We start from the raw sequence: 22,254 nt of genomic DNA, 5'->3' as shown, positions 1-22,254 counted from the left end.
CGGACATTGAGGATCAGCCTCGGAACGGCGGTCCCTCGCCTCGGCGGAAAAGTATTTCCTGACGAGCGGCCGGCGTGAAGCCGGATATATCGGCTGTCCAAAGTATGTCGCGATCCCTCCAAGCGAACGAAAGAGCCTCTGCCGCTCTCTGCTGCAACATCTCGCTTGCAGTGTTGTCGCGCGCCATCGCCACCAGGTCAGGAAGCGCTTCATCGAGCGAAGCAATCATCAAAGCGGCATAGTCGCGCTCCCAGTCTTCTGCGTCTGGGCTGCGGAAGATCGCGAGTGCCTCCATTGGGGTCTTCGGAACAGAGAGCATCAAAGCACCTCACAGAAGTGGCTCCACGCCACCTAGCCCTGAGCATCTCAAGCCAGTGACGATGCATTTTGCAATGTCTGCCCTCGACCAAAGCAGACATTGCAACAAGCCGAAGCCGAGTGCGTTTAGCGGGCGATGAGTGACGAAGACCTAGTTCAGAAGGCGCGGAACCGGGTGGCGCAGTGTCGTCGTCTTGCGGCGATGATCAATGATCCACACACTGAAGGCGTCCTCAGGCAAATGGCCGATGAGGCCGAAGCGGACATTCGCACATTCGAAGCTCGGCGAGGCCAACAGGATAACGAGCGACAGCAAGCCTGAATCGCGCTGCTGGCTCCAAAAGCCCCTGGCGTCTCACCCATCGCGATTGCGCACCTATCGACACAGCGTCGCTAATGTCCCTTTCCACCCAAACTTGCCGCGACAGCATCGGGCCACGGCTGCCACAACCACCCGTCGACCGCTTGAGCATTATGGTAATCTGAGAATTCCACCGACAGCGCGCAATTCGGCGGGCTTTATCAGCCTCTGGTGCGAAATGCTGACCGAGTGAAGTGCGCCTTCCAATTGCTGCTGCCAATTCTCAAGGAATTGAAACAGGACCGGAAAATCCGGCGCCAGATCATACTCCTGCCAGACGAACAACTGGAGCAGTGACTGCGCATCCGGCCGATAGTAATAAATCTCCGCCGTCGTGAGCCCGGATCCGCCCATCTGCTCGACGAACGCGCGATCGGTCATGCCGGCGCAGTGCCATCGTGGGGCCCTTTAGAAACCAGATCATACCCGGGGGTGCCGAAGCTGCGCGGCGAACGTGGCGCTGCGCTGGACGTCAGGCGAGCGAGGATCGCACGCTGGACCTCGGGCTCGAAACTTGGCCGCAACTCTGCCTTGAATGGGTGATCGCTCGGAAAGACTTGTCGCGACACTGTAATCCTCCTTCCAAACTGCCGCTCCTAAGGCTCAAGGGCCTGTTGGCCCGCTGGAATTTTTGTCCGTCAGGCGCTCCCGTCAAGATGTAAAAGAGCCGCTCCCGGGGCGAGTTCCTGCGGAATTTGGCACTTCGTGCCAACGAGCGCCAAAAATTTTCGTTCCGGGTCTTGAACGAGGGATTTCGAACTCCAAAATCCGCCGCCGCCTGGCGTCCTCAGCGGATGCCCGGCGATGACATTCACGTTTTGCAACTGGAGGTTAATGCATGCATTTCCGCCCCTTGCACGACCGGGTGGTCGTCCGCCGTATCGAGGCCGAGGAAAAGACCTCGGGCGGCATCATCATTCCCGACACCGCAAAGGAAAAGCCGCAGGAGGGCGAGGTTGTCGCCGTCGGCCCAGGCGCCCGGGATGAGAACGGCAAGCTCGTTGAGCTGTCGGTCGCACAGGGCGACCGCATCCTTTTCGGCAAATGGTCGGGGACCGAGGTCAAGATCGACGGCGAGGATCTGCTGATCATGAAAGAAAGCGACATCCTCGGAGTGATCGAGGTGGAAGCTGCGCTCAAGCGCGCGGCTTAACCCTCGCGACTTCCAACAAGCTGAAACTATAGAAAGGAGTTTGGGCAGAATGGCTGCCAAGGAAGTGAAATTTGCGTCGGACGCGCGCGATCGCATGCTGCGTGGCGTGGATACTCTTGCGAACGCAGTGAAGGTGACTCTGGGTCCGAAGGGCCGCAACGTGGTGATCGATAAGAGCTTCGGTGCACCGCGCATCACCAAGGACGGCGTGACGGTCGCGAAGGAGATCGAACTCGCCGACAAGTTCGAAAACATGGGTGCTCAGATGCTGCGCGAGGTCGCCAACAAGCAGAACGACCGCGCTGGCGACGGTACCACCACCGCTACCGTGCTCGCTCAGGCAATCGTCCGTGAGGGCTCGAAGGCGGTCGCCGCCGGCATGAACCCGATGGATGTCAAGCGCGGCATCGATTTGGCCGTCGCTGCGGTCGTCAAGGACCTCGAGAGCCATGCACGTACCGTGGGCGCGAACCATGAAATCGCGCAGGTGGCGACGATCTCCGCCAATGGCGACGAAGAGGTCGGGCGCATCCTCGCAGAGGCCATGGAGAAGGTCGGGAACGAGGGCGTGATCACCGTCGAGGAGGCGAAGAGCCTGGAGACGGAACTGGAGACGGTTGAAGGCATGCAGTTCGACCGCGGTTATCTGTCGCCCTACTTCATTACCAACTCTGAGAAGCTCAAGGTGGAACTGGACGATCCCTACATCCTGATCCACGAGAAGAAGCTCTCCAATCTCCAGGCTCTGATCCCGCTCCTAGAGAAGGTCGTCCAGTCCGGCCGGCCGCTGTTGATCATAGCCGAGGACGTCGAAGGTGAGGCGCTTGCGACGCTTGTGGTCAACAAGCTGCGCGGCGGCCTCAAGGTCGCGGCGGTCAAGGCGCCGGGCTTCGGCGATCGTCGCAAGGCGATGCTGGAAGACATTGCGATCCTGACAGGCGGCAACGTCGTTAGCGAGGAACTTGGCACAAAGCTCGAGAACGTCACGATCGACATGCTCGGACGCGCCAAGAAGGTCGCGATCGACAAGGATAATACAACAATCATCGACGGTGCCGGCGCCAAGGCGGACATTGAGTCCCGCGTTGCGCAGATCCGACAGCAAATCGAAACGACCACCAGCGACTATGATCGTGAGAAGCTGCATGAGCGCCTTGCCAAGCTCGCTGGAGGTGTGGCGGTCATTCGCGTCGGCGGAGCGACGGAAGTCGAGGTCAAGGAGAAGAAGGATCGCGTCGATGACGCGCTCCATGCGACCCGCGCGGCCGTAGAGGAAGGCATCCTTCCTGGAGGCGGCATTCCGCTGCTGAGAGCGATCAAGGCGCTCGACGGGTTGAAGACAGCGAATGACGATCAGCAGTCGGGCGTCGACATTGTCCGCCGTGCGCTGCGGGCTCCCGCGCGCCAGATCGCGGAGAATGCTGGCGAAGACGGTGCCTACGTCGTTGGCAAGCTGCTGGAGACCGACGAGTATGGGTGGGGCTTCAATGCCGCCACCGGTACCTACGAGGATCTCGTCAAGGCAGGTGTCATCGACCCGGCCAAGGTCGTCCGCACAGCGCTGCAGGACGCGTCGTCCGTGGCTTCCCTGCTGATCACCACGGAAGCGCTCGTTGCGGAGGTACCCAAGGAAGAGAAATCGCCGTCGGTCCCCGCGATGGACTTCTGAAGAAGGACGAGGAGCGCAGCCTGGCTGCGCTCCTCAATCCTACTTGGTTTATAGTGGAGAGTGCATCCACACTAGTATAGGACTTCACCCGGTCCAGTCATTGGCGCCAAGTCCGCTTTCCACCCATTGCGGACATTCGGATCGGCCTAAGGGCGTTTCATACGGCCTAAAGACCGCTTCGAACCCGGTGTCGGCAGGTCTATAGGACGCCCAGTGACTGTCGCCGGCATATTTCTGTTTTTGGGCACCATTCTTGCGATGGAGGCCGTTGCTTACGCGGCACATCGTTGGGTGATGCATGGGCCGGGCTGGTTCCTGCACGCGAGCCACCATCGCCGTAGGGATACGCTGTTTGAGCTCAACGACCTGTATGCGCTGATCTTCGCAATTCCCTCGATCGTCCTTCTGCTTGGAGGCGTGCAGCTTGGCTGGGGAAGCTGGGCCGTGTGGGTGGGTGCGGGCATCGCGGCCTACGGCGCGATCTATTTCGGGTTTCACGACGTCATCGTCCATCAACGCATTGACCATCGTTACGTAGCGCGCTCGACCTACATGAAGCGGATCATTCAAGCGCACCGATTGCACCACGCAACCAGCGGTAAGCACGGCTCGGTGAGCTTTGGCTTCCTGTGGGCGCCGCCTGCGGACCGTTTGAAGCGGCAGCTTGGCGAGAGCAAGCAAGCGACTGTCCGCGAGCCTCGTCGCTAAAACATGCTGACCGCACTGATCCTTTCCGTGTTCGCGATGACAATTATCGTTGGCGTCCGCTATCTGGCGGTCAGCGGAGCATTTGCGTGGCTCACGGAGCGTCGGTTGCCAGGCTTTTACGACGACCGCAGCGATCAGATCCGCAAGGAAATCGGTTGGTCCCTTGCGAGCGCCTTCATCTATGCGGCGCCCGCTGGTTTGCTTGCGTGGGGTTGGCAGGCGCGTGGTTGGACGCGCATCTATGCCGACGTCACAGACTATCCGTTGTGGTGGCTACCAGGATCCGTGGTCGTCTGCCTGCTGCTTCACGACAGTTGGTTTTACTGGACGCACCGGTTCATGCATCGGCCTCGCATCTACAAGAGAATGCATGCGGTTCATCATGCAAGCCGGAATCCAACCGCGTGGGCGGCGATGAGCTTCCATCCATGGGAATCCATTACGGGGGCCGTGCTGGTCCCCTCGCTCGTCCTGCTCATTCCGATCCATTATGGGGCCTTGCTCGCGGTGCTGCTGATCATGACGGTGATGGGGGTCACCAATCATATGGGTTGGGAGCTATTCCCGAACTGGCTTGTCCGTGGGCCCGCCGGTCGATGGTTGATAACCGCCAGCCACCACCAGCGACATCATGAAAAACATCTCTGCAATTACGGATTGTACTTCCGGTTCTGGGATCGACTGTGCGGCACGGACCGCGGTCTTGGGGAATTTATGATCGACCCGTCGCCACGGCCTCTGCGAAACTAGGCACGACATACGCCAGCTTCTGCATCTTGCCGACGGTCACGCGCTGATCCCAGGCAGCGCTGCCCAGTCGGCCGACGCGACGCCCGATCGCTCCGTAGATGCGCAACGCAGACAAGACCGCAAGGCGTGAGCGGAACGGAAGCTTTTCTACCCCGAGACGAGCGCTCTCTTCGTAGATCGAAACTCCGTCGATCAGCCGTTTGACGATCGCCACGAGTGCCGTCTCATTCTCCGGATCGAAAAGGGTCGTTCGAGTAATTCCGAACTCGGCCATCCAGTCGCTGGGCAAGTAGCATCGACCAGCTTCCAGGTCCTCGCGTACGTCGCGCGCGATGTTCGAAAGCTGGAAGGCGATCCCGAGGTCGGCGGCTCGCTCCAGCGTCTCCTCATCATCCGCCGGCACACCCATCAGAATGGCCATCATGCATCCGACGGCGCCGGCGACATAATAGCAGTACGTCGCGAGATCCTGTTCCGTGACGGGCTGCCAGCCGGACTCATCGAGAGCAAAGCCGCGCAGATGATCTTCGAGGAAGCGTTCGGGGATCGGACATTCGGAGAGCAGCAGCGACAGGGCCTGGAACGGCAATTCGGCCGTGGCTTCGCCCGCGACCGCCCGATGCGTCTTCCCGCGAAGGACAGCGACGTTGCCACGGAAGCCGCCGGCGAAACCGTAGGTCTGACCGTCACAGACGTCGTCACAATGCCGGCACCAGCAATAGAGCAGCCACGCCCTTTCGCGGGTGGTGCGGTCGAACAGCCGGCTGGCGGCGCGAAAGGACTTGGAGCCGCTTTGAATGACCTCGTACGCGCCGGCAACGATCTCATCGCGAGTCATGCGGCAAGGTCCTTGATCATCAGTCCCGCCGTTGCCTTGGCGCTTCCAACCACGCCGGGGATCCCGGCACCGGGGTGAGTCCCAGCTCCAACGAAGTAGAGGTTGCCGATGACGTCGTCGCGATTGTGGACCCGAAAGTAGGCGCTCTGAGTCAGGATTGGTTCGAGGCTGAACGCGGATCCCAGGTGGGAGTTAAGCTCGTGCTCGAAATCGGCGGGCCCGAAATGAAAGACTTCGCCGAGCCTGTCCCTGAGACCCGGGAGCATCCGCTGCTCGAGGATTTCTAGAAGGCGGCGCGAATATGCCGGCCCTTCGACTTCCCAGTCGATGTCGGCCCGCCCGAGGTGGGGCACGGGCGCCAGAGCATAGAATGTCGAGCGGCCGGCGGGCGCCATCGAGGCATCCGTCGCGGTCGGATGATGCAAATAGATTGACGGGTCTTCAGGGAGCGAGTTGCCGCCGTAAATCTCTTTCAGCAGCTCAGCATAACGGGGGCCGAACAGGATGCTGTGGTGCGACACCTCGGGCCAATTACCATCAGTCGAAAAGTGGACCACGAAAAGAGACGGCGAGAAGCGCTTGCGCTTGAGCTTGGCGGAGCTGCGCTTGGCCGAACGATGTCGAAGCATGTCGTAGGTTCGAACGACATCGGCGTTTGAGGCGACCGCATCGAACGATTCCTCCCAACCGCTCCGAGTACGAACGGAAGTGGCGCGATCCTCCTTCGTGGCGATGCCGGCGACAGGGTCGCCCAATCGAACTGAACCGCCAAGCCTCTCCAGATGCTTGACCATGCCGGATACTAGCTGGTTAGTTCCGCCTTTTGCGAACCACACTCCGCCGTCGCGTTCGAGCTTGTGGATGAGCGTATAGATCGCGCTTGCCGTCATCGGATTGCCGCCGACGAGCAGGCTGTGAAACGACAGCGCCTGCCTCAATTTCTCGTTGCGGACGAAGCGCGAAACGATGGAGTAAACTGATCGCCAAGCTTGGTACCGCGCGAGTTTCGGAGCCGCGTGCAGCATGGACTTGAAGTCGAGAAAAGGAACAGCGCCGAGCTTCTCGTATCCCTCGGCGTAAACACCTTCCGAATAACGCAGGAAACGCTGGTATCCTGCGACATCCGCGGGCTCCAGAGCAGCGATCTGCCGGCCAAGTTCCTCGTCGTCATTGACGTAATCGAACGTCGTGCCGTCCGGCCAAGAAAGGCGGTAGAAAGGCGACACCGGGACGAGGCTGACATCGCGCGCCATGTCGGCGCCGGTCAGCTCCCAAAGCTCCCTGAGGCAGGCTGGGTCGGTAATGACCGTCGGGCCGGCATCGAAGACGTGGCCGTCCTTCTCCCAGGAATAAGCACGGCCGCCGGGCTTGTCGCGGGCCTCGATTACCGTCGTGTCGATCCCGGCCGACTGCAATCGAATCGCTAGCGCCAGCCCACCGAAGCCGGAGCCGATGACCGCGGCTTTCCGCTTCATGCCGCGCTCCTGCGCAAAGCCGACAAAGCGCGGCCGATCGAAACCGGAGGCTTGCCGCTGAAAATGCGGACCTTGTCGAAGCCCGAGAGCTGGGCAGCGTAAAAGCGGGAGATGACCGCCGGCGGTAGCCGGTAGAAATGTTCGAGAACGCGGTACGCCTGATCAGGCTCGGCCGCGTAGAAGAGCATGCGGTTGAGAAGTCGGAAAAAGGCTCTGTCCTGCCAAAGCTGCTGTGCCCGTTTGTGGAAAACCGCGTGCAGCGCCTCACTCGTGAGCTCATCTTGCTGGGCGAGGAGCGCAGCATTGGCGACCGCATCGGGGAGCGAATAGCTCGTGGTCGGGTGGAAGAATCCGCCGCGAAGTCCAAGGCGCGCCACCTGTCCGCTTCGCCAGAGCGTCTCGACATCCCCGCCGAGCACGATGGGCAGGACGCCGCTCTCTTCATCTAGGACCTCTGGAGAACCCCCGCCCAACCTCATGGCCAGCTGATCGATCCGGCCCCGCAATGCCGCCTGATCCAAAACCGGGGTGCGGGAGTAATAAGTATCCTCGATCAGCAGATCGGTCGGGCTGACCGGCAGCTGATAGATGAAGCGGTAGCCGTCGACCTGCTCGACGGTCGCGTCCATGATAATAGGGAGCGACATGCCGTGCGGCCGGGGGAAGCGGTAGTAGCGGCCGACGAACTTCTGCCACCCCAGCTCGAGGCCTGACATCGATGACGGGCCTCGTGCATCAATTACCGCGTCGGCCTCGATCGTTTCGCCGTCCAGCGTAATCGCGCACGGCTCCACGGCCTGGATCCGCGCATTCAAGCGAAACTGTTCGGGACGCAACCCGGCGCGGACGGCGTCGTCGAGGTGGATCGAACGAATGCCGGTGTAACCGACGTCGATCTTTCTGCTGCGCCTGGGGAAATGGACCTCGTGCGCAGGCCAATGGGTCGCCTCGACTCCCTGGAGCACCCAGCGGACCTTTGGCGGGACGTCGGATTCGAAGAACGACCAAGTGTGGTTTCCGCCGAAAGTTTCGCCCTGCTCGACGAGTAGCAGCTCGGTCCTCGGTCGACGTCTCGCGAGCGCGAGAGCGGCGAGAGAACCCGAGAGCCCTCCGCCTGCGATTATGATCCGGCTCACTTCATCACCCGCGTGGCGAAATCCTCCGGCCGCTGATAAGCAATTGACGAATGACACGATTTGCCACGCTTCTGGTCGCTATTCCGCTGATTTCGGCGACTGCTCCTGCCGCTACGGTCGAAGTCGATTTGACGGCGCTTCGTAACACGCACGGAGCCATTCGCTTGTGCATGACCCGAAACCCGGCGCACTTCCCGAACTGCAAGGCAGATCCCGACGCGTTCAAGCAATCTGTTCCGGCGGACATTCGAAGGATCCAGTTCACTGGGGTGCCCGCCGGTCGCTATGCCTTGTCCGTTTTTCATGACGAAAACGCCAACCAGAAGCTCGATACGCTGGTCGGAATCCCAAGAGAGGGCTTCGGCTTCTCGCGAAATCCTGGGATCCGCTTCGGGCCGCCGCGTTTCGAAAAGGTGAGCATTGAACTTACGTCCGGCTTCACTCGCACGAGCGTGCGCATGCAATACCTGCTTTAGCCCATATAGATTCGCGGAATTCAGAGACTTACCCTGCAATGCTGGGGGTATATGCTGTTTCGGAAGGCGATGCTCGACTTGCGTTCTACCGACATTCCCCGAACTTCCCCAGGCTCCCAATTGCTTGCGGAAGAAAGGCCGGAAATCCGTGTCATTCTCGCGGCGCCGCGAGGTTTTTGTGCAGGGGTGCGCAGGGCAATCGACGCAGTCCGGGATGCTCTTGCCAAGCATGGAACCCCCGTCTTTGTGCGCCGTGCAATCGTCCATAATCTAGAAGTCGTCCGATCGCTGGAAGCGGAAGGGGCCGTGTTCGTCCAGGAGTTGGACGAAGTGCCGGCCGGCGGCGTCGTCGTTTTCTCAGCGCATGGCGTGTCGCCGGCGATCCTGGCCGATGCCCAGAAGCGAGGGCTGATCGCTTATGACGCCGTCTGTCCGCTGGTCGCAAAGGTCCACCGCGAAGTCGAGCGCCACCAGCGCCGAGGACGTCAGATCATCCTGATAGGCCACAAGGGGCACCCGGAGATTGAGGGCACCCTGGGTCACGTCTCGTCCGTCCGCAAGCATGTCGTAAACAGCGTCGACGAGGTCGAGAACTTGCCGATCTCAAGTCATGAACCGGCCGCCTATGCCGTCCAGACGACCTACTCGGTCGATGACGCGCGGACCATCATTCAGGCTCTGCATCTTCGCTTCGCCGACCTTGTTGGCCCAGCTTCCAGCGACATTTGCTACGCGACCACCAACCGTCAGGCGGCCGTCCGGGAAGTGGCCCTGCAGAGCGACGCGATCATCGTTGCAGGAGAGCAATTCTCTTCGAACGCTTGCCGGCTGGCCGAGGTGGCGAGCGCCCACTGCAATAATGTGCAGCTGGTCGCGGGGTCCGATGAAATCGACTGGAGCGGCCTGCCGAAGAGCGGAGTGATTGGGATTACTGCGGCCGCATCAACTCCTGAGACCAGCGTGCAGTCAATTCTGTCCGCGCTGGGCGCCCGGTACCGCATGATCGTGGAAGAGCTCGGCTCCGGGACCGAAACCACCGTCTTCAAACGCATGGCGATCGCATGAGAACAGCGGAAATTGCACGGGATGTACCCCGAATAGACCTACCGCTTGCGAAGATTGCGGCGGACATCGACGCATTGTTCGAAAGAGTGCTGGTTATACCCTCCGATCCCAGCGCCCGACTTCTGAATGCGATGCGTCACGCCGCAATAGGTGGAGGCAAACGCCTTCGGCCCCTCTTGGCGTGTGCCTCCGCCGACATTTTCGGCGTATCCCGGCATCTATCCGTCCGCGCGGGACTCGCCGTCGAATGCATTCACGTGCACTCGCTCATTCACGATGACCTTCCTTGCATGGACGACGACGATCTGAGGCGCGGAAAGCCAACAGTGCACGTTGCATTCGATGAGGCGACGGCCGTACTGGCGGGCGACTCATTGCTCGCACTCGCATTCGAGATCCTCTCCGACCCCGAAACCCACCCTTTGGCGGAGGTGCGTGTGGAGCTGGTCAGAGACCTTGCGCACGCGGCAGGTGCCTACGGCATGGCGGGGGGCCAGATGCTCGATCTCATGCCGATGGAGCAGCCTGCAGACATGGAGGCAATTGCTCGGCTGCAGAGGTTGAAGACGGGAGCCCTGATTGGGTGGTCGGTTGAGTGCGGCGCCATCCTCGGTCGTGCTGGGACCGAGGAACGAACCAGTCTGCGGGGCTATGCGCAGAATTTGGGATTGGCCTTCCAGATCACAGACGATTTGCTCGACGTTTCAGGCGATCCTTCTTCCGTGGGGAAACGCCTCCGCAAGGATGAGGCGCAAGGCAAGGAGACCTTCGTCACACTGCTCGGCGAGGAGCGTGCCCGTCACCAAGCTCAAATTCTCGTCGATCAAGCGATCGAGCACCTCCATGCATTCGGACAAGCCGCCGATCTTCTGGCTGCAATCGCCCGGTTCGCGATCAGTCGCGACCGCTAGGGACGATCCCAGCCTCCACGGCGATCCGGATAGCGTCGGCGGAGGTCCTCACGCCGAGCGCTTCTATCATCCGTGCCCTATGCATTTTGACGGTCTTCTCTTCGATGCCCAGGAAGCCGCCGATCTGCTTGTTGCGATAGCCCATCGCCATCAGTTCCAGAGTTTGCCGCAGTCGCGGCGTCAACTTTCCGACTAGCATGCGCGCCTGTGTCTCGCGCAGTCCGGCCCCCGCTCCGTCGCCAGATTGAACTTCCATCTGTGAGCCGATGAACATGGCAACCGAGCCATCCTCGCCAAATACCGGTGCGAGCATGACGGCGTTGCGGAAAGGAGTGCCGTCCTTCCGATAATTGGTGATCTCGACAATCGTCGGTGCGCCATTCGCGACCGCCGCCCGAAGTGCGGCCTGAGCTTCCGGCTCCGATCCCCGACCGGCGAGAAAACGGCAGTTGAGCCCTACAACTTCCTCTCGTTCATAGCCGGTGAGCCTCAGGAACGCATCGTTGACCTCTACGATCGGATTGTCCGTTGCGCGATTGTCGGTGACGATGGTTGCGATTGGCGTGCGGTGGATAGAGGCGCGAAGTTCTCTCAGCTCTACGTGACCCGCCGAACCCTGCATTACGCCCGGTTACGTGGCGGTCTGCTTCGAATCAAGTTCACTGCGAATGTCCGCTTTAGGCCCAAAGCGGACATTAACGTGCCGCCTGCTTCAGACTTGGACCTGCCTCAGGTGTCAGCCAGTCGTGAGTCAGTAATTTGAGCTGCCCCAGCATTGATACGAGGAAAGCGGTTGACCAACCAATCATGAGGATTCCGGTCGCACCCTCGATGGCGCCGAATATCCGCCATTCGTGGCCTAACAGCACGTCGCCGTAGCCAACGGACGAATAGGTAACGGTTGAAAAATAGAGCGCCACCTCGAAAGTGCCGAGGGCGCCGAGCAGCAAATAGAGAAACGCGTAGAGCCATATCTCCGCGGTGTGAATTGCGAAGATAGTGGCTGTTGAGACCAGCAGGACTGCGACAGGGGCACTCTTCAACGGCCTGACCAATCTATGGTGAGACCGGAGTATTCGCACGAGGAAAGCGAGACCGGTCAGGTGAATTACCACCGTGACGAGCGACATGATTGTCGCCAGGAACAGCTGAATCAGCATCGAGCGCTCCAATCCATAGAGGAAGTCAAAGCGACGGGAGGGCCCGCGCCGCCACTCTTACTATTCCCGACATCTGCGGGCCACTCGAACGAGCCAAAACGAACCACGTTAGTCTGGAGCGTGACGTCCGCCATCGACCAAAGCTGACGTTAGCCGAGTGTCCGCTTTCGACCCATTGCGAACACTAGGAGGGTCTGTCGCTGGTCAGGAGTCGACGCCTGCCGGTTCCTTTGCAAGCGCCTCCAGCAGGGCTTCGGCGGCGGGCTCGCTCGACGGCGGGTTCTGACCTGTGATGAGCAGACCTTCGCGTACCACATGAGGCTTGAAGGGTTCGGCCTTGCTGAACTTGGCACCAAGCTGCTTGAGCACATCTTCGAGCAAGAACGGAACAACTTTGGTCAGGCCGACGGCCTCCTCCTCTTCATTCGTGAACCCAGTAACGGACTTGCCGGCAACAAGCGGCACGCCATCTTGCGCTGTAACATTCTTCAGCACTGCAGGGGCATGGCAAACGAGCGCGACCGGCTTCCCGTCGGCGAGCGTCTGCTCGATTAGCGCTTTCGACTTTGGATCTTCCGCAAGGTCCCAAAGCGGCCCGTGACCGCCAGGATAGAAGAGTGCATCGAAGTCTGACGGTCGCACAGACTCCAGTGGTTTGGTGGAAGCGAGCTGCGCCTGAGCATCTGCATCGCCTTTGAAACGGCGGGTGGCATCCGTCTGCGATGCCGCTTCATCGCTCTTGGGATCGAGAGGTGGTTGGCCGCCCCTGGGACTAGCAAGAGTAATCTGGTGTCCTGCGTCCTTCAGCACGTAATAAGGGGCAGCAAACTCCTCGAGCCAGAACCCGGTCTTCTTTCCCGTATCACCCAACTGATCGTGGCTTGTGAGAACCATCAGGATGTTCATCGGCGCGTCTCCGTCGTTGGCCCGCCCCCGCAATCAGATAGGAAGAAGGCGGCCGCTTTCAAAGTTGCCAGTCACCAGCCGCGCGTCCGCTTTCGACCCATTGCGGACATTGCCCGAGAGATCACAAGAGGATCTTTGTTCCTCCCCAAAGGATGAGCGCCGCTCCCGACACCTGCTGAAGCAAGCGACCATTTGGAAGCAGCTTTTCGCCGGCCACAAGAACCGTCAGACCCGTTATCCACAAGAGGTTCATCACCCCACCGACGAACAGCAGCGCCATCAATAGCCAACAGCAGCCCACGCAATAGGCGCCGTGGATCACCCCAAGCCTCAATGCGCCGGTCAACCCAGAACGCCAGTGATGGCTGATGAATTGCCCGGGGGAGCGACACTGGCTGACGCAGGCCGACTTCATCGGGGAGAGCTGATAAGCGCCCGTAGCGAGGAGCATTAGGCCCTTTGCTAAGCTTCCTTGGAGCGCCATCGAGGGGCCCGTCAGCGAGCGCTGCGCGAAGGCCGCTGCAATGGAGAACACCAGCCACATGGTAAGATAGCCGGCAAGGAAAACCCATGGCTGGGCGATTGCCGCATCGCTGCCGCGTACGTGGCGCACCCGCGCATAAAGCAGGATTGCGGGTGTTGCCGACGGCAGCATCATCGCGACCATCATCACCCACCACATCAACATGAGAGCCGTCAGCGGTGGCCGCATCGGCTCCATTCCCGCGTTGCCGATCAGGAACCTCCAGCTCAGAGCGGCGAGCAGCAAGATGCTACCAGCGAGTAGCCCTCGCTCGTGGCGCAGCAATCGGCTGGTCAGGTCAGTCGCGGACGACCCCATGGCTCGATAGATGAAGGTGGGCGAACTGACCGTATTTGCTCTCGATCTCAAGTTGCATCGGTCCGCCGGTCGTGCGGCTTGATGCGCTGCCGATATCCGCAACTGCATACTCGAAGCCTGCGGGAAGCACGATCTGGGCACGCGATTCCTGACCACTTACCTTGTTGCGGATCGGCTCGCCGGTCATCTCAACATAACCAGGGACGGACAGTCTCCCGACGCGCCCATCAACGTCCACTTCGAAGTCGATGGCGGCGAACACAGGCTCGTGCATTTTAGTTATGGTCGATGCGTAGACCGCGAACATGGTGGCGAACGGGTCGGTGTCCTGACCGGTCATGATTCTGAGCAGCGCGTCCCGTTGCGTTTCGTCGGCGCGCTCATCGACTATGGCTAATGCTTCGCCATTGCCTTCGTGGACCGCGCCCGGCCATTTGAAAATGGCGCCGATCTTCAGGCCATCGAGGCGCGTGTCGCCGTGCTTACCCTGATCAATCTGGATGGCGGCGACCGCATAGCAATGGCCTTTGTCTGGAAGTGCATTGAACTGGCATGGGCAGCCATATTCGCACGTGCAATTGACCAGCTCGCGGCCGGTGAACTCCCAATAGACCATGCTGACTCTCCATCACCGCTGGAACCTCAATAGCACACCGCCCCAAGCCCCGTGAATTGGGGGCTTCTGCGATTTCGGCAGGCTGAAGAATGTCGACTTTCGACCCATTCCGGACATTCGGCTGGCGTCGCCACTCGGAAGAAGATGACTTTGACAACTTGCATCGGGGTTGACTCAGACACTCAAGGCGGCGAATGCGTTTTAGCGTTTTAACACGATGGAACAAGCTCTCGATGACTCTTTCATCTCCGCCAGAGCCGACGCGCGATCTCGAGGTTCTGCAGAACGACCTTTGCGATGCGCTTCTGACGCCGAAAAGTCGCGCCGAGATGCGGTGCCTACTCCAGGATCTGTGCACGCCCGCCGAGATCCGCACGCTCTCGGAACGGTGGCATGTGGCGCGTCTGCTGGACGGCACTGACCTGCCGTATCGCGACATCCACGAAGCGACGGGAGTCAGCACGACGACTGTGGTCCGCGTCGGACGGTTTCTGCGCCACGAGCCGCACCAAGGCTATCGGCGGGCAATCGACGCAATGAGGCCGAACGGTGTTAGCTGATCGTTCTCGTCTGCACATCGCGCTTCAGAAATCCGGGCGTCTCGCCGACGCGAGCCGCGAACTGCTTCGCGACGCCGGCTTTCGCATCCAATCGGGCAAGAACAGCCTGACAGCCCGCGTCGAGAACTTTCCAGCGGAGCTGATGTTCGTCCGCGACGACGACATCCCGACTTTCGTCAGCGACGGAGTCTGCGAATTCGGGATCGTTGGTCAGAACGTGTTGGAGGAATTCGCCTTGGGCGAGCCCGATCAGCGCTATGAAGTGCTTGCCGAACTGGGCTTTGGCCGTTGCAGCCTCCGTCTCGCTGCTCCCGAGAACCTACGTTTCGACGGGCCGCAATCACTAGCCGGCACGCGGATCGCCACGTCCTATCCGCGGCTGCTCACCCGGTATCTGAAAGAGCAGGGTATCGAAGCGACGGTCGTGAAAATGAACGGCGCGGTCGAATTGGCGCCGCGGCTGCAGATCGCCAGTTTCATTTGCGACCTGGTTTCGACCGGTGCGACCCTGGAAGCAAATGGGCTGAAGCCGGTCGGGACAGTGCTGGAAAGCCAGTCGCTCCTGATCCGTACGAAGAGGCCGCTCGACGAGGCGCGCGAAGCGATCTCTGCAGGCTTGCTGAGCCGGATTGATGGCGTGCTGGCGACCAAGGAATCCAAGTACATAATGCTCAACGCGACCGAGGACGCGCTGAAGCAGATCACCCAGCTCCTGCCGGGCGCAGAAGCGCCGACCATCGTGCCGCTGCATGGTCGACCAGGGCACTTCGCGGTCCACGCGGTCTGCCAGGAATCGGTGTTCTGGGAAACGTTGCAGAAGCTCAAGGGCGCGGGCGCTTCGGCAATCCTCGTCGTCCCGATTGAAAAGATGATGATGTGAGAACGCTCAGGTGGAACACATTGAGCGAGGCGGAGCGAGCCGCGGCCCTGGCTCGCCCGCAGCAGCGCATGGACGCGACGCTGCGCTCCAGCGTGGCCGGCATCGTCGAGGAGGTGCGCGTCGGCGGCTGGGATGCGCTGCGCGCCGCCGCTCGTCGCATCGATGGCGCCGAGCCATTGCTTTTCAAAGTCGCTCCGGCAGCGGCCAAGGCCAGGCAGTGGGCGTCCCCGGATCAAGTCGCCGCGATCGAACTTGCCGCCCGCAACATCCGCACGTTTCACGAGGCGAGCCTGCCTCGCGACGTTGCTGTCGAGACCGCACCCGGCCTGACCGTACGCAAGGTCTGGCGACCAATCGACCGTGTCGGACTCTACGTGCCCGGCGGCAACACGCCACTTTTCTCGACCCTTCTGATGCTCGGCATCCCCGCGCAGGTCGCAGGGGTCGGCGAGATCGTTGCCGTCACACCGCCATGCTCCGGCGGCAGCCTCGACTCGTTCATCGCGCTCGCCGCCGAATTATGCGGCATCGAGAGTATCTGGACCGTCGGTGGCGCGCAGGGGATCGCAGCGCTGGCGTTCGGCGCTGGCGGCATCCCGAAGGTCGACAAGATCTGCGGACCGGGCAGCGCGTGGGTTGCGGAAGCGAAGCGGCTGGTCGCCAGCCTGCCGGGCGGACCGGCCATCGACATGCCTGCGGGGCCGAGCGAACTGCTGGTCATTGCCGACGAAAGTGCAGATCCGCGCATCGTGGCCGCCGACCTGCTTAGCCAGGCCGAGCATGACGCCGGCGCTCAAGTCATCTTGGTTACACCGTCCGAACAGCTCGCCGAGACCGTTGCGCAAGCCGTTGAAGTGCAGCTCGTCGACTTGCCACGGTCCGACATTGCCCGTGCGTCGCTGGCATCGGCGCGGCTGATCCTCGTCGCGGACCTCGAGGAAAGCGTCGCGATCGCCAACCTCTATGCTCCCGAGCATCTGTCGCTTGCCGTCGAAAATGCCGACTCCCTCGTTCCAGCCGTTCGAAATGCCGGCGCCGTTTTCGCAGGCCTACTCGCGGCAGAGACGTTCGGCGACTATATCGCGGGCTCCAGCCATGTCCTGCCGACTGACGGCGCAGCGCGCGCTTGGGGCGGCGTCTCAGCCTACACCTTCCTCAAGGCGATGAGCGTGCAGACAGTTAGTCCGGAGGCCGCCCGCCGCATCGCCGCCCCCGCTGCGGCACTGGCTCGGCTCGAGCAGCTCGAAGCCCACGCTCGCGCCGCCGACGCGCGGCTGGAGCTGGTGCGATGAGCATCCTCGCCCAACGCCTCGCCCGGCCTGAGATCGTGGCGCTCGAACCCTTCGACATCGCCGCGCAGGCAAACGGCTCGTTCACCCCGGACGCTATCAAGTTGGACGCCAACGAGAATCCTTTTCCGCCCTTGTCCGAGGGTCCGCTCGCGGCGGGCCTCAACCGCTATCCGGAGCCGCAGCCTGAGCGGCTGACGCGCGCCATGTCAGCACTCTACGGCGTCGAGCCGGCGAATGTCGTCGTCACTCGCGGCGCGGACGATGCGATCGACATGCTGGTGCGCGCCTTTTGCCGGCCGGGCCAGGACGCCGTGGCCATCCCCAAGCCGACTTTCTCGGCTTATTCGCACTTTGCCCGTGTGCAGGGTGCCCGTATCGTCCACGTGCCGCTTAGCGAAAACTTCGGCTTCGACGCCGATGCTTACCTGGAGGTGCTGAAGGGCGAGCCGAACCTGAAGCTGGCCTTCATCTGCTCGCCGAACAACCCGACCGGGAACGAGGTCGACCCGGCACTGGTGCTTCGCGTCGCCGACGCGCTGCCGAACACGATCATCGTGCTCGACGAGGCGTATCTCGAATTCTCCGAGACAGCGAGCCTCGCCGCCAACGCGAGCTCGCGAGACAATCTCGTCGTGCTGCGGACTCTATCAAAGGCGTTCGGCCTCGCCGGTGCGCGCATCGGCTGCGCGATCGGGAACCCCGACTTGATCGGTCTCGCCGCTCGGGCCTTGCCGCCATACCCACTGCCGAGCTTGTCGATCGAAGCGGCAATGGCAGCCCTCGCGCCATCGCGCCGGCCCATCCACGAGCAGCGAATTGCGCGCATCAAGGCCGACCGCGAACGGCTCGTGCCGCTGCTGGAGCAATCGGCCATCGTTAAGTCGGTGCGCAGCGGCGGGGGCAATTTTCTCTTCCTCGAAGTCCACGATCCGGCAGCGCTCGCAGCTAAACTGCGCGGTCTCGGTATCCGTGTTCGCTTTCGGCCATATGCAGCGCCTGGCGGGGTGCGCCTCACCATCGGAACCGAACAGGAAAATGCTGCGGCCTTGGCGGCCTTCGGCGTGCCCGGCAGTGACGAGAAGGTGCGCCGCGCCGAGATCGTCCGGGAGACCAGGGAAACAAAGATCGCGGTCGCCCTCGACCTGGAGCGGGCGGAGCCGCGGATCATCGCGACCGGAATTCCGTTCTACGACCACATGCTGGACCAGGTCGCCGCGCATGCCGGTTTCAGCCTCGTGCTCAGTTGCGATGGCGATCTCGACATCGACGGCCATCACAGCATCGAGGACTGCGCCATCGCCGTGGGCACGGCGCTCGGGCGCGCGCTCGGCGATAAGCGCGGCATTGGCCGCTTCGGCTTCGCTTTACCGATGGACGAGACTGAAGCACAGGTCCTGATCGACCTGTCCGGCCGTCCGTTCAGCCGTTTCGAAGGCGAGTTCGAGACCAGCCACATCGGCGAATATCCGACCGAGATGACGCCTCACGTCTTCCGCTCCCTTGCCGACGGCCTCGGTGCCGCGGTCCACGTCCGCGTCCAGGGCGAGAATGACCACCACAAGACAGAGGCCTGTTTCAAGGCATTCGGCCGCGCGCTCCGCCAAGCCGTCCGTCGAGAGGGTGATGCGCTGCCAAGCACCAAGGGCATGCTGTGAAGCTGGCCATCGTCGATCTCGGTTGCGGCAATATCGGATCCGTGCGGCTGGCGTTTAGACGCTTTGGACTTAGTCCATTTGTCACTGCCGATCCGGAGCAACTCGCTGCCGCTGACAAGGTCGTCCTGCCCGGTGTAGGGGCCGCCGGCTTCGCGATGGAACGGATTCAAGCGCTCGGCCTGCGCGAGCCGCTGCGATCGCTGAAGCAACCGGCGCTCGGCATCTGCCTTGGCATGCAACTGCTGTTCGACCGCAGTGAGGAAGAAGATGTCGACTGCCTCGGCATCATCCCCGGTGCCGTCCGCGCGCTGGAGCCAGAACCGGAGCGCCCGGTGCCGCACATGGGCTGGAGCCGTGTTCATGTTGGGAACCAGGACCTCGGCCTGCGCTCCGGCGACTATGTCTATTTCGCGCACAGCTATGCGTGTGACGACGGGCCGGCGACCGTGGCGCGCGCCGACTATGGTCGGCCAATCCCTGCAGTGGTTCGAACGGGCAACTGGTTGGGTGCGCAATTTCACCCCGAGCGGTCCGGCGAGGCGGGCGCGCGGTTTCTTCAAAGCTTCCTGCAGTGACTGCACCACCGCAATGATCATCTACCCGGCAATGGACCTAATGGGCGAACGCATCGTGCGTTTGCAGCAGGGCAAATTCGACGATGCCACCACCTATTCGGACGAGCCCCTCGAGGCGCTGCAGCGCTTCGCGGAGGCTGGCGCCGAATGGACGCACATTGTTGACCTCGACGGAGCCCGGATGCGCGAGCCGGTCCAGCATGAGCTGATCGCTGCACTTGCACGGATGTCATCGTTGCGACTGCAGGTCGGCGGTGGCTTCCGCACCCGCGATCAGGTTGCGCGCATGCTGGACGCCGGCATTGCTCGCGTAGTCATTGGCAGCCTTGCCGTCCGCGAGCCAGACACCGTCCGAAGGTGGATCGGCGAGTTTGGCGCCGACCGGATCACCTTGTCGCTGGACGTCAACGTGGTGGATGGTGTGCCGGTCGTCGCCATCTCCGGCTGGACCGAGGACACGGGCACCAGCCTGTGGAAAGTGGTGGCCGAATATCCTGAGGCGCGGCACCTTTTGCTCACCGACATCGGCCAGGACGGCATGCTAGCCGGTCCGAACTTCGAGCTGCTCGAAGACGCCGTCGAGCGTCTGGCGCCCCTGAATATCCAGGCTTCGGGCGGCGTCTCCTCGCTTGCTGATCTGGAACGTCTAACGACCGACGGCGCGATCGTCGGTAAGGCTCTTTGGGAGGGCCGCATCCGGCTCGAGGAGGCTCTCCGCCTTGTCCGCACGTAGGATCATCCCTTGCCTCGACGTAAAGTATGGGCGCGTGGTTAAAGGTGTCCAGTTCCGGGACCATCGCGACGCCGGCGACATTGTCGAGCAGGCGATGCGGTATCGCGACGAGGGCGCGGACGAGCTCGTATTCTACGACATCACGGCCAGCGCCGAGGGTCGTAGTGTCGACCTCGCATGGGTGCGCAAGGTCGCAGAGACCATCGACATCCCTTTCGCAGTCGCGGGCGGTCTGTGCAGCCGCGACAAAGCGGCTGCTTGCCTCGACTGCGGCGCCGACAAGGTGTCGATCAACTCGCCCGCGTTGGAACGGCCCGGTCTTATCGGGGAGCTGGCGCGCGAATTCGGCAGCCAGTGCGTTGTGCTCGGCGTCGACAGCTTTGAAGCGAACGGCGACTACTGGGTGAAGCAATATACCGGCAGCCCCGACGCGACCCGCGACACCGGACGGCGGACGCTCGATTGGGTGCGCGAAGCGTGCGACCGAGGCGCGGGCGAAGTCGTCTTGAACTGCATGCGACGCGACGGCGTCCGCACCGGTTACGACATCCCGCACACCGCCGCCGTCGTCAAAGCCATCACAGTCCCGGTGATCGCCTCTGGCGGGGCAGGAGCGCCAGAGCACTTCCGCCATGCCTTCGAGATCGGCGCTAGCGGAGCTCTCGCGGCCACCGTCTTTCACGAGCGGATCATCGGCATTCCCAAGCTGAAGGAGTTCCTCGTATCATGCGGGATCGAAATGCGCCTCTGACCGCGGCGGACATCGGCGGTCTCGCGTGGGACAAGATGGATGGACTGCTGCCCGCCGCCATCCAGCATCGCGCCTCAGGCCGCATGCTGATGCTCGGTTACATGGACGTTGACGCGCTCGGCGCCACACTCGAAAGCGGTTTCGTCACCTTCTTCAGCCGGTCGAAACAGAGGCTCTGGATGAAGGGCGAAACGGGCGGCAATCGGTTGCGCCTGGGATCAGTGTTCGCGGACTGCGACGATGATGCGTTGCTGGTCATTGCCGAGCCAGAAGGTCCAACTTGCCACCTCGGCACGCGCAGCTGCTTCGGGGAGCAAATCCTGACAGGACCCGGTTGGCTGGCGGACTTGTCGTCCATAGTCGCAGACCGCGCTGCTTCGGGCGGACAATCAAGCTATTCGCGGCAGTTGCTCGACAGCGGCGTTGAGCGGATTGCTCAAAAAGTGGGCGAGGAAGGCGTGGAGCTGGCGCTGGCGGCAGTCACGCGAGACTCATCCGGATGCGCTGAAGAAGGCGCCGACCTGCTCTACCATCTCGCCGTGCTTTTGCAGGCCCGGGATATGAGTTGGGAAGACCTAATCACCGTCCTTCGGCGGCGGCACGGATGAAGCTGCAGCGCGCATGATTTCGACTGCAGCTTCGTATAGCTCACGGGTCGCTGCCGCGATGACCTGGCCGGCACTGAAGTCAGTGCCTCCCGACCAATCTCCAAATACACCTGTAGCGCCGCGCACCACGGGAATCAGAGCGTGATAGTCGTGAGGCTTGAGCCCACACTCGACGACCAGGTCGATCGTGCCTGATGCCAGGCGCGCATAAGCATAAGCGTCATGACCGAAGCGCGTTATAGGTACGGAGCCGTAGAGGGTCTTGAAAGCCGCGGCCGCATCTCCATCAAACAGGAACGGGTCCGTCGTCGCGAGGCGCGCCTCGCCTAATTCCCTGACATTGCTCACGCGAAGCGACGTTCGCGCTCCGGCTACTTCTTTCCAACTCGAGTCAAGGCAACCTACATAAAGCTCATCGAGGTATGGGGCATCGATAACCCCCATAATTGGATGACCGTTCTCCATGAGGGCGATCAAGGTTGTCCAAGTTGGAAGACCGCTAATGAAGGAACGCGTCCCGTCGATGGGATCAAGGCTCCACTGATAGACGCTTGTTCCCGCCCGATCATCAAATTCCTCGCCCAAAATACCGTGGTCCGGAAAGGCTTCGACAATGAGCTCGCGCATTGCACGCTCGGCTCCCCGATCCGCATTCGAAACTGGATCGAAAGGCCCGCCGGGGTTCTTGTTCTCCAATCCGAGAGTGGTGGACAGGTCTCGCAGTGTCTCGCGCCTGGCGGCTACAGAAAGCTCACACGCGAAGGCGAAAAAATCCGGCATCCGCCCAACCTAGCGCTCTCATGTCCGCTTTTCACCA

General features: G+C 61.7%; 27 protein-coding genes. 15 read left to right on the top strand and 12 right to left on the bottom strand.

Going from position 1 to position 22,254, the window contains the following annotated elements; genetic code table 11:
- Window positions 1-13: 13 nt before the first annotated feature.
- From ACMC5O_RS06960 to ACMC5O_RS06950, 3 genes are all read right to left on the bottom strand, one after another.
- Window positions 14-319, bottom strand: coding sequence for a hypothetical protein (locus ACMC5O_RS06960; protein WP_222949919.1), 306 nt, complete (start codon window positions 317-319; stop codon window positions 14-16).
- A 150-nt stretch (window positions 320-469) separates the two neighbouring features.
- Window positions 470-634, bottom strand: a complete 165-nt coding sequence (locus ACMC5O_RS06955) for a hypothetical protein (protein WP_187709383.1) — start codon at window positions 632-634, stop codon at window positions 470-472.
- Between the two features lie 156 nt (window positions 635-790).
- Entirely contained in the window at window positions 791-1,060 is a 270-nt protein-coding gene (locus tag ACMC5O_RS06950; protein ID WP_187709857.1) for an usg protein, read from the bottom strand.
- Window positions 1,061-1,517: 457 nt separating this feature from the next.
- On the opposite strand from ACMC5O_RS06950, the gene groES reads away from it, so the two are divergent.
- The 4 genes from groES (at window position 1,518) to ACMC5O_RS06930 (ending at window position 4,959) form a co-directional block, all read left to right on the top strand.
- On the top strand, window positions 1,518-1,832 hold the full coding sequence (gene groES, locus ACMC5O_RS06945) for a co-chaperone GroES (protein WP_187709384.1): 315 nt from the start codon (window positions 1,518-1,520) through the stop codon (window positions 1,830-1,832).
- 49 nt (window positions 1,833-1,881) lie between these two features.
- Entirely contained in the window at window positions 1,882-3,501 is a 1,620-nt protein-coding gene (gene groL, locus ACMC5O_RS06940) for a chaperonin GroEL (RefSeq protein ID WP_187709385.1), read from the top strand.
- 213 nt (window positions 3,502-3,714) lie between these two features.
- The gene (locus ACMC5O_RS06935) at window positions 3,715-4,209 is read left to right on the top strand and encodes a sterol desaturase family protein (RefSeq protein WP_281389424.1); all 495 of its coding nucleotides are present in this window, start codon (window positions 3,715-3,717) and stop codon (window positions 4,207-4,209) included.
- Between the two features lie 3 nt (window positions 4,210-4,212).
- Window positions 4,213-4,959 (top strand): sterol desaturase family protein, encoded by a 747-nt coding sequence (locus ACMC5O_RS06930; protein ID WP_426693494.1) that lies wholly within the window; start codon window positions 4,213-4,215, stop codon window positions 4,957-4,959.
- On the opposite strand, the gene ACMC5O_RS06925 is transcribed toward ACMC5O_RS06930, so the two are convergent.
- The 3 genes from ACMC5O_RS06925 to crtY are packed head-to-tail and all read right to left on the bottom strand — an operon-like array spanning window position 4,922 to window position 8,408.
- Window positions 4,922-5,797, bottom strand: coding sequence for a phytoene/squalene synthase family protein (locus ACMC5O_RS06925; protein WP_187709386.1), 876 nt, complete (start codon window positions 5,795-5,797; stop codon window positions 4,922-4,924). The two genes, ACMC5O_RS06930 and ACMC5O_RS06925, sit on opposite strands and share 38 nt — an antisense overlap.
- Window positions 5,794-7,272, bottom strand: coding sequence for a phytoene desaturase (locus ACMC5O_RS06920; protein ID WP_426693493.1), 1,479 nt, complete (start codon window positions 7,270-7,272; stop codon window positions 5,794-5,796). Before ACMC5O_RS06920 ends, ACMC5O_RS06925 begins: the two co-directional genes overlap by 4 nt.
- Window positions 7,269-8,408 (bottom strand): lycopene beta-cyclase CrtY, encoded by a 1,140-nt coding sequence (gene crtY, locus ACMC5O_RS06915; protein ID WP_426693492.1) that lies wholly within the window; start codon window positions 8,406-8,408, stop codon window positions 7,269-7,271. Before crtY ends, ACMC5O_RS06920 begins: the two co-directional genes overlap by 4 nt.
- Window positions 8,409-8,458: 50 nt before the next feature.
- Here crtY and ACMC5O_RS06910 point away from each other — a divergent pair, with 50 nt between their 5' ends.
- The 3 genes from ACMC5O_RS06910 to ACMC5O_RS06900 all read left to right on the top strand — a co-directional run bounded on the left by ACMC5O_RS06910 (window position 8,459) and on the right by ACMC5O_RS06900 (window position 10,860).
- Window positions 8,459-8,884, top strand: a complete 426-nt coding sequence (locus tag ACMC5O_RS06910) for a DUF2141 domain-containing protein (protein ID WP_187709389.1) — start codon at window positions 8,459-8,461, stop codon at window positions 8,882-8,884.
- 120 nt (window positions 8,885-9,004) lie between these two features.
- Window positions 9,005-9,949: a 4-hydroxy-3-methylbut-2-enyl diphosphate reductase gene (ispH, locus tag ACMC5O_RS06905; protein WP_425506922.1), complete on the top strand. Its 945-nt coding sequence runs from the start codon at window positions 9,005-9,007 to the stop codon at window positions 9,947-9,949.
- A complete protein-coding gene (locus ACMC5O_RS06900; RefSeq protein WP_426693491.1) occupies window positions 9,946-10,860 on the top strand; it encodes a polyprenyl synthetase family protein in 915 nt (304 codons plus the stop codon). Before ispH ends, ACMC5O_RS06900 begins: the two co-directional genes overlap by 4 nt.
- Here the strand turns inward: ACMC5O_RS06900 and ACMC5O_RS06895 are convergent.
- The 5 genes from ACMC5O_RS06895 to ACMC5O_RS06875 all read right to left on the bottom strand — a co-directional run bounded on the left by ACMC5O_RS06895 (window position 10,844) and on the right by ACMC5O_RS06875 (window position 14,383).
- On the bottom strand, window positions 10,844-11,482 hold the full coding sequence (locus tag ACMC5O_RS06895) for a PAS domain-containing protein (RefSeq protein WP_426693490.1): 639 nt from the start codon (window positions 11,480-11,482) through the stop codon (window positions 10,844-10,846). The genes ACMC5O_RS06900 and ACMC5O_RS06895 overlap by 17 nt on opposite strands.
- A gap of 73 nt (window positions 11,483-11,555) precedes the next feature.
- The gene (locus tag ACMC5O_RS06890; protein ID WP_187709390.1) at window positions 11,556-12,020 is read right to left on the bottom strand and encodes a potassium channel family protein; all 465 of its coding nucleotides are present in this window, start codon (window positions 12,018-12,020) and stop codon (window positions 11,556-11,558) included.
- A gap of 204 nt (window positions 12,021-12,224) precedes the next feature.
- Window positions 12,225-12,926 carry a type 1 glutamine amidotransferase domain-containing protein gene (locus ACMC5O_RS06885; RefSeq protein WP_426693489.1) on the bottom strand — a complete coding sequence of 234 codons (702 nt, stop codon included), beginning with the start codon at window positions 12,924-12,926 and terminating at the stop codon, window positions 12,225-12,227.
- A 121-nt stretch (window positions 12,927-13,047) separates the two neighbouring features.
- Window positions 13,048-13,614 carry a DUF2182 domain-containing protein gene (locus ACMC5O_RS06880; protein WP_426693488.1) on the bottom strand — a complete coding sequence of 189 codons (567 nt, stop codon included), beginning with the start codon at window positions 13,612-13,614 and terminating at the stop codon, window positions 13,048-13,050.
- A gap of 133 nt (window positions 13,615-13,747) precedes the next feature.
- Window positions 13,748-14,383, bottom strand: a complete 636-nt coding sequence (locus ACMC5O_RS06875) for a DUF1326 domain-containing protein (RefSeq protein ID WP_187709391.1) — start codon at window positions 14,381-14,383, stop codon at window positions 13,748-13,750.
- Window positions 14,384-14,616: 233 nt separating this feature from the next.
- On the opposite strand from ACMC5O_RS06875, the gene ACMC5O_RS06870 reads away from it, so the two are divergent.
- The 8 genes from ACMC5O_RS06870 to hisIE are packed head-to-tail and all read left to right on the top strand — an operon-like array spanning window position 14,617 to window position 21,437.
- Window positions 14,617-14,943, top strand: a complete 327-nt coding sequence (locus ACMC5O_RS06870) for a YerC/YecD family TrpR-related protein (protein ID WP_187709392.1) — start codon at window positions 14,617-14,619, stop codon at window positions 14,941-14,943.
- Complete coding sequence (gene hisG, locus ACMC5O_RS06865) at window positions 14,933-15,823, top strand: ATP phosphoribosyltransferase (protein ID WP_187709393.1); 891 nt, start codon at window positions 14,933-14,935, stop codon at window positions 15,821-15,823. Before ACMC5O_RS06870 ends, hisG begins: the two co-directional genes overlap by 11 nt.
- Complete coding sequence (gene hisD, locus ACMC5O_RS06860) at window positions 15,820-17,115, top strand: histidinol dehydrogenase (protein WP_426693487.1); 1,296 nt, start codon at window positions 15,820-15,822, stop codon at window positions 17,113-17,115. Before hisG ends, hisD begins: the two co-directional genes overlap by 4 nt.
- The gene (hisC, locus tag ACMC5O_RS06855) at window positions 17,112-18,770 is read left to right on the top strand and encodes a histidinol-phosphate transaminase (protein ID WP_222949922.1); all 1,659 of its coding nucleotides are present in this window, start codon (window positions 17,112-17,114) and stop codon (window positions 18,768-18,770) included. Before hisD ends, hisC begins: the two co-directional genes overlap by 4 nt.
- On the top strand, window positions 18,767-19,345 hold the full coding sequence (hisH, locus tag ACMC5O_RS06850; protein ID WP_187709394.1) for an imidazole glycerol phosphate synthase subunit HisH: 579 nt from the start codon (window positions 18,767-18,769) through the stop codon (window positions 19,343-19,345). Before hisC ends, hisH begins: the two co-directional genes overlap by 4 nt.
- Window positions 19,346-19,358: 13 nt before the next feature.
- Window positions 19,359-20,078, top strand: a complete 720-nt coding sequence (locus ACMC5O_RS06845; RefSeq protein WP_426693486.1) for a HisA/HisF-related TIM barrel protein — start codon at window positions 19,359-19,361, stop codon at window positions 20,076-20,078.
- On the top strand, window positions 20,065-20,829 hold the full coding sequence (gene hisF / locus ACMC5O_RS06840; protein WP_187709395.1) for an imidazole glycerol phosphate synthase subunit HisF: 765 nt from the start codon (window positions 20,065-20,067) through the stop codon (window positions 20,827-20,829). Before ACMC5O_RS06845 ends, hisF begins: the two co-directional genes overlap by 14 nt.
- Entirely contained in the window at window positions 20,805-21,437 is a 633-nt protein-coding gene (gene hisIE, locus ACMC5O_RS06835; RefSeq protein ID WP_187709396.1) for a bifunctional phosphoribosyl-AMP cyclohydrolase/phosphoribosyl-ATP diphosphatase HisIE, read from the top strand. Before hisF ends, hisIE begins: the two co-directional genes overlap by 25 nt.
- On the opposite strand, the gene ACMC5O_RS06830 is transcribed toward hisIE, so the two are convergent.
- Window positions 21,405-22,217 carry an inositol monophosphatase family protein gene (locus ACMC5O_RS06830; RefSeq protein ID WP_426693485.1) on the bottom strand — a complete coding sequence of 271 codons (813 nt, stop codon included), beginning with the start codon at window positions 22,215-22,217 and terminating at the stop codon, window positions 21,405-21,407. The two genes, hisIE and ACMC5O_RS06830, sit on opposite strands and share 33 nt — an antisense overlap.
- Window positions 22,218-22,254 lie beyond the last annotated feature (37 nt).

Origin of the sequence: Sphingomonas sediminicola, assembly GCF_049991885.1 — a bacterium.
Taxonomy (GTDB): Bacteria; Pseudomonadota; Alphaproteobacteria; order Sphingomonadales; family Sphingomonadaceae; genus Sphingomicrobium; species Sphingomicrobium sediminicola.
This window is presented reverse-complemented; position numbering and strand designations above follow the sequence as displayed.

What these genes read in the sequence shown, in the direction of transcription:
- ACMC5O_RS06950 (WP_187709857.1), bottom strand. Translation starts at nt 1,060, where the DNA reads ATGACCGATCGCGCGTTCGTCGAGCAGATGGGCGGATCCGGGCTCACG.
- ACMC5O_RS06830 (WP_426693485.1), bottom strand. Translation starts at nt 22,217, where the DNA reads ATGCCGGATTTTTTCGCCTTCGCGTGTGAGCTTTCTGTAGCCGCCAGG.
- ACMC5O_RS06920 (WP_426693493.1), bottom strand. Translation starts at nt 7,272, where the DNA reads ATGAAGCGGAAAGCCGCGGTCATCGGCTCCGGCTTCGGTGGGCTGGCG.
- ACMC5O_RS06880 (WP_426693488.1), bottom strand. Translation starts at nt 13,614, where the DNA reads ATGTTGATGTGGTGGGTGATGATGGTCGCGATGATGCTGCCGTCGGCA.
- hisC (WP_222949922.1), top strand. Translation starts at nt 17,112, where the DNA reads ATGAGCATCCTCGCCCAACGCCTCGCCCGGCCTGAGATCGTGGCGCTC.
- ACMC5O_RS06910 (WP_187709389.1), top strand. Translation starts at nt 8,459, where the DNA reads ATGACACGATTTGCCACGCTTCTGGTCGCTATTCCGCTGATTTCGGCG.
- hisIE (WP_187709396.1), top strand. Translation starts at nt 20,805, where the DNA reads ATGCGGGATCGAAATGCGCCTCTGACCGCGGCGGACATCGGCGGTCTC.
- ACMC5O_RS06900 (WP_426693491.1), top strand. Translation starts at nt 9,946, where the DNA reads ATGAGAACAGCGGAAATTGCACGGGATGTACCCCGAATAGACCTACCG.
- ACMC5O_RS06845 (WP_426693486.1), top strand. Translation starts at nt 19,359, where the DNA reads ATGATCATCTACCCGGCAATGGACCTAATGGGCGAACGCATCGTGCGT.
- ACMC5O_RS06885 (WP_426693489.1), bottom strand. Translation starts at nt 12,926, where the DNA reads ATGAACATCCTGATGGTTCTCACAAGCCACGATCAGTTGGGTGATACG.
- groL (WP_187709385.1), top strand. Translation starts at nt 1,882, where the DNA reads ATGGCTGCCAAGGAAGTGAAATTTGCGTCGGACGCGCGCGATCGCATG.
- ACMC5O_RS06895 (WP_426693490.1), bottom strand. Translation starts at nt 11,482, where the DNA reads ATGCAGGGTTCGGCGGGTCACGTAGAGCTGAGAGAACTTCGCGCCTCT.
- ACMC5O_RS06890 (WP_187709390.1), bottom strand. Translation starts at nt 12,020, where the DNA reads ATGCTGATTCAGCTGTTCCTGGCGACAATCATGTCGCTCGTCACGGTG.
- ACMC5O_RS06930 (WP_426693494.1), top strand. Translation starts at nt 4,213, where the DNA reads ATGCTGACCGCACTGATCCTTTCCGTGTTCGCGATGACAATTATCGTT.
- ACMC5O_RS06875 (WP_187709391.1), bottom strand. Translation starts at nt 14,383, where the DNA reads ATGGTCTATTGGGAGTTCACCGGCCGCGAGCTGGTCAATTGCACGTGC.
- ACMC5O_RS06870 (WP_187709392.1), top strand. Translation starts at nt 14,617, where the DNA reads ATGACTCTTTCATCTCCGCCAGAGCCGACGCGCGATCTCGAGGTTCTG.
- ACMC5O_RS06960 (WP_222949919.1), bottom strand. Translation starts at nt 319, where the DNA reads ATGCTCTCTGTTCCGAAGACCCCAATGGAGGCACTCGCGATCTTCCGC.
- ACMC5O_RS06925 (WP_187709386.1), bottom strand. Translation starts at nt 5,797, where the DNA reads ATGACTCGCGATGAGATCGTTGCCGGCGCGTACGAGGTCATTCAAAGC.
- groES (WP_187709384.1), top strand. Translation starts at nt 1,518, where the DNA reads ATGCATTTCCGCCCCTTGCACGACCGGGTGGTCGTCCGCCGTATCGAG.